The 9,021-nt window shown below is 61.7% G+C and carries 8 protein-coding genes; 2 read left to right on the top strand and 6 right to left on the bottom strand.

The window, feature by feature from the left end; genetic code table 11:
* Positions 1-256: 256 nt before the first annotated feature.
* The 3 genes from KSW38_RS12300 to fdxA form a co-directional block, all read right to left on the bottom strand.
* Complete coding sequence (locus KSW38_RS12300) at positions 257-1,540, bottom strand: citrate synthase (protein WP_216925192.1); 1,284 nt, start codon at positions 1,538-1,540, stop codon at positions 257-259.
* A 232-nt stretch (positions 1,541-1,772) separates the two neighbouring features.
* Positions 1,773-2,921, bottom strand: coding sequence for a succinyldiaminopimelate transaminase (dapC, locus tag KSW38_RS12295; RefSeq protein ID WP_216925191.1), 1,149 nt, complete (start codon positions 2,919-2,921; stop codon positions 1,773-1,775).
* A gap of 14 nt (positions 2,922-2,935) precedes the next feature.
* Entirely contained in the window at positions 2,936-3,262 is a 327-nt protein-coding gene (gene fdxA / locus KSW38_RS12290; protein WP_018776555.1) for a ferredoxin, read from the bottom strand.
* Positions 3,263-3,397: 135 nt separating this feature from the next.
* Between fdxA and KSW38_RS12285 the strand changes: the two genes are divergently transcribed.
* Positions 3,398-3,634 carry a putative acetyltransferase gene (locus KSW38_RS12285; RefSeq protein WP_308169356.1) on the top strand — a complete coding sequence of 79 codons (237 nt, stop codon included), beginning with the start codon at positions 3,398-3,400 and terminating at the stop codon, positions 3,632-3,634.
* Between the two features lie 21 nt (positions 3,635-3,655).
* Here KSW38_RS12285 and KSW38_RS12280 read toward each other — a convergent pair whose 3' ends face one another.
* Together KSW38_RS12280 and typA are read right to left on the bottom strand one after the other, a co-directional pair.
* Positions 3,656-4,045, bottom strand: a complete 390-nt coding sequence (locus KSW38_RS12280) for a hypothetical protein (protein WP_216925190.1) — start codon at positions 4,043-4,045, stop codon at positions 3,656-3,658.
* Between the two features lie 33 nt (positions 4,046-4,078).
* Entirely contained in the window at positions 4,079-5,995 is a 1,917-nt protein-coding gene (gene typA / locus KSW38_RS12275; RefSeq protein WP_216925189.1) for a translational GTPase TypA, read from the bottom strand.
* Between the two features lie 281 nt (positions 5,996-6,276).
* Here typA and KSW38_RS12270 point away from each other — a divergent pair, with 281 nt between their 5' ends.
* On the top strand, positions 6,277-7,128 hold the full coding sequence (locus KSW38_RS12270; RefSeq protein ID WP_216925188.1) for an SGNH/GDSL hydrolase family protein: 852 nt from the start codon (positions 6,277-6,279) through the stop codon (positions 7,126-7,128).
* A gap of 173 nt (positions 7,129-7,301) precedes the next feature.
* Here the strand turns inward: KSW38_RS12270 and KSW38_RS12265 are convergent, their stop codons facing one another.
* Complete coding sequence (locus KSW38_RS12265) at positions 7,302-9,011, bottom strand: dipeptide ABC transporter ATP-binding protein (protein WP_216925187.1); 1,710 nt, start codon at positions 9,009-9,011, stop codon at positions 7,302-7,304.
* Positions 9,012-9,021: the final 10 nt, after the last annotated feature.

Genomic DNA, 9,021 nt, shown 5'->3' with positions numbered 1-9,021 from the left:
CCACTCAAAGGCACCCTCTACAGGGCCAGTCACTTACAGAGTCACACCCGCGAGGCAGAACGACTACTACCACTCTGCCAGCCAGTCCCAGACCAGCCACCCCAATCCTCACAGTCACTTACGGCCCATATCGGCCTGCTTTATGGGCCGTAAGTGACCCCGCGTTGCTTATTACGGACTGAACCGACGACGGCGGCCGCCCACCTCGCGCGAGGTGGGCGGCCGCCGTCGTAATTGCCTGATTCAGCCGGCCCTATCAGTTGGCCGGGTAGTTGCGCTCCGGCTCCCCCGTGTAGAGCTGCCGCGGGCGGCCGATCTTGGTCTGGGGATCGTTGATCATTTCGCGCCACTGGGCAATCCAGCCCGGGAGGCGGCCGATGGCGAAGAGGACGGTGAACATCTTCTCCGGGAAACCCATCGCCTTGTAGATCAGGCCGGTGTAGAAGTCCACGTTCGGGTACAGCTTGCGCTGGATGAAGTAGTCATCAGCCAGGGCCTTCTCTTCAAGGCGCATGGCAATGTCCAGCAGTTCGTCGTTGCCGCCGAGCTTGCCCAGGACCTCGTGGGCCGTTGCCTTGATGATCTTGGCGCGGGGATCGTAGTTCTTGTAAACACGGTGACCGAAGCCCATGAGGCGGACGCCGTCTTCCTTGTTCTTGACCTTCTCCATGTAGTCCTCGGGCTTGATGCCCTCGGCCTGGATCTGGCGCAGCATCTTCAGCACGGCCTCATTGGCGCCGCCGTGGGCGGGTCCGAAGAGCGCGTTGATGCCGGCGGATACCGAAGCGAAGAGGTTTGCGTTGGAGGAACCCACCAAACGGACGGTGGAGGTGGAACAGTTCTGCTCGTGGTCAGCGTGCAGGATGAGCAGCAGGTCCAGCGCCTTAACCACAATGGGGTCCAGCTCGTACTGCTCGGCCGGGAGGCCGAAGCTCAGCCGCAGGAAGTTCTCCACCAGGTTCATGGAGTTGTCCGGGTACAGCATGGGCTGGCCAATGGACTTCTTGTGTGCGTAGGCCGCAATCACCGGCAGCTTGGCCATGAGGCGGATGGTGGAAACTTCAACGTGCTCGGCGTTGAAGGGATCCAGCGAGTCCTGGTAGAACGTGGACAACGCCGAAACGGCCGAGGACAGCACCGGCATGGGGTGCGCGTCGCGCGGGAACCCACCGAAGAAGCCCTTGAGCTCCTCATGCAGAAGCGTGTGGCGGCGGATCTTCTGATCGAACTCTTCCAGCTCCGTGGGAGTCGGAAGGTTGCCGTAGATCAGCAGGTAGGAAACTTCGAGGAAGCTCGAGTGCTGCGCGAGCTGCTCGATGGGGTAACCGCGGTACCGCAGGATGCCTGCGTCGCCGTCGATGTAAGTGATGGCCGAGGTGGTGGCCGCTGTGTTCATGAAGCCGGGGTCATAGGCGACGGCGCCCGTCTGCTTCAGCAGCTTGGAAACGTCATAACCTTCGTTTCCTTCTACAACCTGGATGCGCGGCAGTTCAAGTTCGCCGCCGGCATGGCGCAGTGTCGCGCTGGTGGTCTCAGTCATGGAGTCCCCTTCATGAGGCCTCTGGGCCTCTATAGAACGCTTGTCCAACCAACTTCTGGTGACGTCGTCTTCGGCCCCACTGTTGCAGGGCTCCAACGACCGCAGTGCTTTCTTATTGAAGGCCACCATTGATAGTCAGTTAAAAAGCTACCGCCAGTAACCCTCCGGAACTAATCCGTTCCGTCCGGTTACTGGCGGAATGACGCGACTTGTGGCACAAGTCACAGCATTGTTATGAGCTTGCGCTTAACCTCTCCACGGCTGCGTCAATGCGTTCATCACTGCCGGTTAGTGCCACCCGGATGAAGCCGTTGCCGGCATCACCGTAAAAGACACCGGGACCTACGACGATCCCCCGCTCAGCAAAACGGGCCACAGTGTCCCACGTAGCTTCACCGGCCGTGGACCATAGATAGAGGCCGGCATTGGAGTCGTGGATCTGCAACCCGAACTTCTCAAGAGCCGGAACGATCCTCTCGCGGCGGCCGCGGTACAGATCCTTCTGGGCAAGTACGTGGCCAGAATCGCCCAAAGCGACACGCATCGCCTCCTGCACCGGGTAGGGCACGATCATTCCTGCATGCTTGCGGCTGTTAACAAGGTTGGCCATAATCGCGGAGTCTCCGGCCACGAAAGCAGCCCGATAGCCGGCCAGGTTGGACTGTTTGCTCAGCGAATATACGCACAGCAGGCCATCCGTGGAACCACCGGAAACCCTTGGGTCCAGGACGCTCGGGACAGCTTCTCCCCCACGCTGGGCATCCCATTCCCCCCAGCCGAGCTCGGCGTAGCATTCGTCGGAAGCCACTACGGCGCCGATTTCGCGCGCTTGGTCAACGATCCCGCGGAGGGATTCAACGCTCCGGACACTGCCCGTGGGATTGCCCGGCGAATTGATCCAAACCAAGCGAACCCTTGCACGCGTTGCGGCATCCAGTTCGTCCAGGCTGTCCGCCGCTACGGCCGTAGCTCCTGCCAGCATCGCGCCGATATCGTACGTGGGGTAAGCCACCGTAGGCCTGACCACGACGTCCCCACTGCCAAGGCCAAGCAAGAAGGGCAACCAGGCGACGAGTTCCTTGGAGCCCACGGTGGGCATAACGTCCCTTGGATCCAGGTTGGGAACTCCGCGGCGGGTGGCGAACCAGTCTACGACAGCCTGCCTCAAGGCCTCGGTGCCATGCACAGTCGGGTAGCCGTGGGCATCCGATGCCGCAGACAGGGCGTCGCGGATCAACTGTGGTGTGGGGTCCACAGGCGTTCCGATGGACAGGTTGACCACGCCCCCGGGGTGCTTGGAGGCGGCTGCAACATACGGCGCCATGGCCTCCCACGGGTAGTCGGGCAGGTTAAGGCCAAAGGCCGGTGCCGCGGAAATCAAGGAAGCAACCGCCCTTAGTGGTCTTGGTTTTGCGGGGGCAGGGCTGCAATGAACGGGTGGTCCTTGCCGGTGTTCCCGATCTTCGCAGCCCCACCCGGGGAACCGAGGTCGTCAAAGAATTCGACGTTGGCCTTGTAGTAGTCAGCCCACTCTTCCGGGGTGTCATCCTCGTAGTAGATGGCCTCAACGGGGCATACGGGTTCGCAGGCACCACAGTCGACGCATTCATCAGGGTGGATGTAGAGGGAACGCTCACCTTCGTAAATGCAGTCAACAGGGCATTCTTCGATACATGCCTTGTCCTTGACATCTACACACGGCTGCGCGATTACGTACGTCACGTCCCAGACCTCTCCACGGTTTGTCCCGGCCATTGCCGGGGTAATACGGCCGGCAGCATGCCGGACATTCAACTTCTGAGCCTATTATCCAACAGTGCTATGACGCCAACCTAGCCCGCGTCTTAGTATGAAACGGTGATTCCCCCGCATTTGCCACCTCGACAATTTCTGCTCACAGCCCAGCCGGGCATTCGGGTGGTGGTCCGCTACAGGATTCAGGACGGCCTGACGGATGCGTTGGGGTATCTGGTGACCACCACCGAGAGCAGCTGCACCGTACGGACGCGGACCTCCGACGTCGAAATTCCCTTGGCGTTGGTCATCGCCGCGAAGGAAGTTCCCCCACCGCCGCCCCGGCGCGGGCGGCCTTAGCGGCTGCCTACTGGACGCTACCTACCCAGCAGCTGTCCGCCATCGCTTCCGCAGGCGACTGGCAACCAGAAGCATGATCAACGTGACCACAGCTATGCCAAACACCCAGACGTTGCCCACGGCGTCGCCCAGCAACAGCTGTTTGTCGGGTCCTCCGGAGGACAATGCACCGACTGTGGCGTAAGCAACCACCCCAGCTGCCGCCGTCGGGATCACTGAACCTGACCAGGCCGCCAGCCACAACTGGACCGACGCAAGCATCAGCAGCGCGGCGCAGACACCCCAGGAGAGGTCGACGCCGGATATCACCATGGTCTGCCGGTGCAATGCCGTTCCTGCCACAGCAACAAAAAGAGCCGCCAGCACGGCCGCGGCTATGCCACGGGCCGTACTGGCGACTCCCTTGTTCATTCTGCTGTTCCAGCCGGGTTCAACCGGGCCGGACTAGGCCTTTGCGCGGGCGCGGTTGGCCTTGGCACGCTCGTTGGAATCGAGGATGACCTTGCGGATACGGATGTCCTCCGGCGTCACCTCAACGCACTCGTCTTCACGTGCGAATTCGAGCGACTCTTCAAGGGTGAGCTCACGCGGCGGGGTCAGGTTCTCGAAGGAATCCGAGGAAGCCGCACGCATGTTGGTGAGCTTCTTTTCCTTGGTGATGTTCACGTCCATGTCATCGGCGCGGGAGTTCTCGCCAACGATCATGCCTTCGTACACCTCGGAGGTGGGCTTCACGAAGAAGGAACCGCGCTCCTGGAGGTTAATCATGGCGAACGGCGTCACAACACCGGCGCGGTCCGCGATCATCGAACCGTTGGTACGGTATTCGATCGGGCCGGCCCACGGCTCGTAGCCTTCGGAAATGGAAGCCGCGATGCCGGCACCACGGGTGTCCGTGAGGAACCGGGTACGGAAGCCGATGAGGCCACGGGCGGGAACGATGAATTCCATGCGGCACCAGCCGGTGCCGTGGTTGGCCATGTTGGTCATGCGGCCCTTGCGGGCAGCCATGAGCTGCGTTACGGCACCCAGGTACTCTTCCGGCACGTCGATGGTCATGTGTTCCATCGGCTCGTGCAGCTTGCCGTCGATGGTCTTGGTGACTACCTGCGGCTTGCCAACGGTGAGCTCGAAACCTTCGCGACGCATCTGCTCAACGAGGATTGCAAGCGCGAGCTCGCCACGGCCCTGTACTTCCCAAGCGTCAGGACGCTCGGTAGGCAGAACCTTGATGGAGACGTTACCGATCAGTTCCTTGTCCAGGCGGTCCTTCACCTGGCGGGCGGTGACCTTGGCGCCCTTGACCTTGCCGGCCAGCGGCGAGGTGTTGATACCGATGGTCATGGAGATCGCCGGGTCATCAACGGTGATCAACGGCAGCGGCTGCGGGTTCTCGGCGTCCGTGAGGGTTTCACCAATGGTGATGTCCTCGATACCGGCGACTGCCACGATTTCACCGGGACCGGCTTCTTCGGCAGGAACGCGGGTCAGTGCCTTGGTGGCCAGCAGTTCGGTGATCTTGACGTTCTTGAGTTCGCCGTTGGCACGGGCCCAGGCTACGGTCTGGCCCTTGCGGAGGGTGCCGTTGTAAATGCGGAGCAAGGCGAGGCGGCCAAGGAACGGCGAAGCGTCCAGGTTGGTCACGTGTGCCTGGAGCACGCCATCCGGGTTGTAGGTGGGAGCGGGGATGTGCTCGATGATGGTCTTGAACAGGGGCTCAAGGTCCTCGTTCTCCGGGGCGGAGCCGTTGTCCGGCTGGTCCAGGGAGGCGCGGCCAACCTTGGCAGCAGCATAGACGACCGGAACTTCCAGGACCTTGTCCAGGTCCAGGTCCGGAACTTCATCGGCAAGGTCCGAAGCCAGGCCCAGCAGCAGGTCCATGGACTCGTGGACAACCTCATCGATGCGGGCGTCGGGACGGTCGGTCTTGTTGACCAGGAGGATCACCGGAAGGTGCGCAGCAAGGGCCTTGCGGAGCACGAAGCGGGTCTGGGGCAGCGGGCCCTCGGAAGAGTCGACCAGCAGGACGACGCCGTCGACCATGGAAAGACCGCGCTCAACCTCGCCACCGAAGTCGGCGTGGCCGGGGGTGTCGATGACGTTGATGGTGATGGTTTCGCCATTGGACGACGGGCCGTTGTAGGCAACCGTGGTGTTCTTGGCAAGGATCGTGATGCCCTTTTCGCGCTCCAGGTCACCGGAGTCCATGACGCGGTCCTCAACCTCACCGTGGGAAGCGAAGGAGTTGGTCTGCTTGAGCATGGCGTCGACCAGGGTGGTCTTGCCGTGGTCAACGTGTGCGACGATCGCGACGTTGCGCAGATCGCTCCGCGACGCAGTGTTGGTGATGGTTTCAGACATGCGTTGATGACTCGTTTCAGTGGTGAAGTCAGTTGTTTGTATCCGCGCGCATACCTGATCACCTGATCGGAACACACAACGAAAAGACCCCGGGACACAGGGCACCTAAAGCAAGTCTAAACGCAGTTGCATTTATCAGCCTAAAAAGCAAGCCATTTAACCCCCATTTGTGGCGCCCATCACAGCACATCACGCTTTAGTAACCGGCAGTCAAGATGCTGGATTTTCTGTTTCCTTTGCCCCATGATTGCTGCAGAACCAGTGCCATACGGAGACCAACGATGCGCAAAGCCTCGGCCGCGTTCCGCCTGCTCGCACCCTCGATCGCCGTCGGCGTTCTTGTGGTCGGCTGCGGACCAAACCAAGCCACCCCACCACCCACCACCCCGCGCTCAGCTGCGCCCGTTCCTGCCGAGACGTCCGCCGCGGACAAACCCCGAACGATAGCGCCCAGCCCTAGTCCTCTGGACCTGCCGGTGGGCTCGCTCTACAGGAATCCGGCGAACAACCGCGACGAAGTGGTCCTGGCCGACGTGCGCCACACGGCCGTATTGATTGGCGATTCCCAGGCCATGCCCAAGGACTCGTGGCCGCAAAGGGGAATCTCCGCACTTGGATACAAATTGCACGTCGTGGGAATGGGCGGAACGGGATTCGTGGCCTCCAACGGCAAGACGGGCAACTACATCGACGCGCTCCAGCGTGGGGATTGGTTGCTGCCATACGGGGATCCGCCCCTGATCGTGGTGCAAGGCGGCGGCAACGACGCCACACAGAAGGCAACTGACGCCCAGATCAGCAGCAACGCCGAAAGGCTCCTTGCTGCACTCAAGAAACGCTATCCCGGCGCCCGGCTGGCAATGATCGGGACCCTGGCCCGCGGAGCCGACAACGGGGGCGGCCGCCGTTCCGAGGTGGATGCACTCCTCGGCCGGATCGCCGCCAAGCAAGCGATCCCGTTTGTCAGCGCGGGTGACTGGTTGACCCGCTACGATGCCGTTGCCGACCTGCAGGACGGCGTCCATATGAAACCATCCGGCCACGCGAAGCTGGGCACCGTTCTGGCCCGCGAGCTGGGCGCTCTTGGTTTGACAGCCCGCCCGGACACGGACACGTCCGTTTCATCCGAATAAAGGCCGTTGTGGGGCCTGCTTAGCGTCCTTCGTGGGTGTTTTGGCACGCAGAGCAGGCCCCGCAACGAGTGCTTTAACGGCAAGAGCCGGTGGTTCCCCACATGTGGGAACCACCGGCTCTTGCTGTTGTCTCGTCGGCTACTGTTGCCTCGCGGCAGAGAGTACGACGCCGGTCAGGCCACCGCGGGCGGCAGCAGCAGCGAACCGCCGGGAATGGCATCCAAGAGGGCCTGCGTGTAAGCCTCACGCGGGTTGTCGAAGACACTGTCCGTGCTGCCTGTCTCTACGAGCTTGCCCTTTTCCATGACGCAGACGTGGTCCGCGATCTGGCGCACCACCGCGAGGTCGTGGGTGATGAACAAGTAGGTCAAGCCGAGGTTGTCCTGGAGGTCTGCCAGGAGGTTCAGCACCTGGGCCTGGACCAGGACGTCCAATGCGGACACGGCCTCATCGCAGATGATCACTTCGGGGTCCAAGGCCAATGCCCGGGCAATAGCAATGCGTTGCCGCTGACCGCCCGAAAGCTCGTTCGGATACCTCTGCATCATGGACTGTGGCAAAGCCACCTGGTCCAGCAGTTCGCGGACCTTCTTTTCCCGACTGGCCGCATTTCCGATCTTGTGGACCCGGAGAGGCTCTTCGATGGTCCGGAAGATGTTGTACATCGGGTCCAGGGAGCCATAAGGGTCCTGGAAAATCGGCTGTACGCGGCGCCGGAACTTGAACAGATCCTTGCCCTTGAGCCCGGCGGTGTCCACGCCGTCGAAAACAATCTGGCCCTCGGTCGGTTTCTCCAGTTGCAGGACCATCTTGGCCACCGTGGATTTACCCGAACCGGATTCCCCAACAATCGCGGTGGTGGTTCCGCGCTTGACGTGGAAGCTGACGCCATCCACCGCGGCAAAGTCCGCCGTTTGGCCCAGTCCCTGCCGCAGTTTGTAAACCTTGCGCAGGTTCTTGATCTGCAGGACCTCGTCCGTTGCACGGGCTTTAGCCACCGAGACCGGAGCAAGGAGGTCGCTGGCTTCCACACCCTGCTCCTTGGCAACCTGGATTCGGCGCGATGCGAGCGAGGGAGCCGATTCCACCAGGCGCCGGGTGTATGGATGCTGCGGGTTTCGCAGCAGCTCCAAGGACGGTCCCGCTTCAACAACGTTCCCCTGGTACATGACCACTACCTTGTCCGCACGCTCCGCAGCAAGGCCGAGGTCGTGCGTAATGAGCAGCACGGACGTACCAAGCTCCGTGGTCATGGTGTCCAGGTGGTCCAGGATCTTGCGCTGGACGGTGACGTCCAATGCAGACGTGGGCTCGTCCGCGATCAGGAGCTTGGGTTGGCAACTGAGCCCGATCGCAATGAGGGCACGCTGGCGCATACCGCCGGAGAACTCATGCGGATACTGCTTGGCACGCCGTGCAGCATCAGGAAGACCCGCCTCAGCCAAAGCGCGCGCAACGTCTTCAGGTCCGTCCGGACGACCGTTGGCTTTGAGGGTTTCGCGGACCTGGTAGCCGATCTTCCAAACCGGGTTGAGGTTGGACATCGGGTCCTGGGGGACCATGCCGATGTGGCTGCCGCGGAGTTCAATCATGCGCTTTTCCGGCGCATGGGAGATGTCCTCGCCGTCCAGCAGGATCTGCCCACCCGAGACACGCCCGTTGTTCGGCAACAAGCCAATGGCGGCAAGGGCCGTCGTCGACTTTCCCGAACCGGACTCCCCCACGATGGCGACAGTCTCGCCCGGCATGATGGTCAAGTGGGCGTTTTTGACTGCTTTGACCTCACCAGAGCCGGTCTTGAAGGTGATGGCCAGGTCCTTGATTTCCAGGATTGGCCTTACCTGTGCCGCGACTTCATCGATTCTAATATTGGCAGAAGCCATGGTCGCCTCC

It is taken from the genome of Paenarthrobacter aromaticivorans, from assembly GCF_019038615.1.
Taxonomy (GTDB): Bacteria; Actinomycetota; Actinomycetes; order Actinomycetales; family Micrococcaceae; genus Arthrobacter; species Arthrobacter aromaticivorans.
This window is presented reverse-complemented; position numbering and strand designations above follow the sequence as displayed.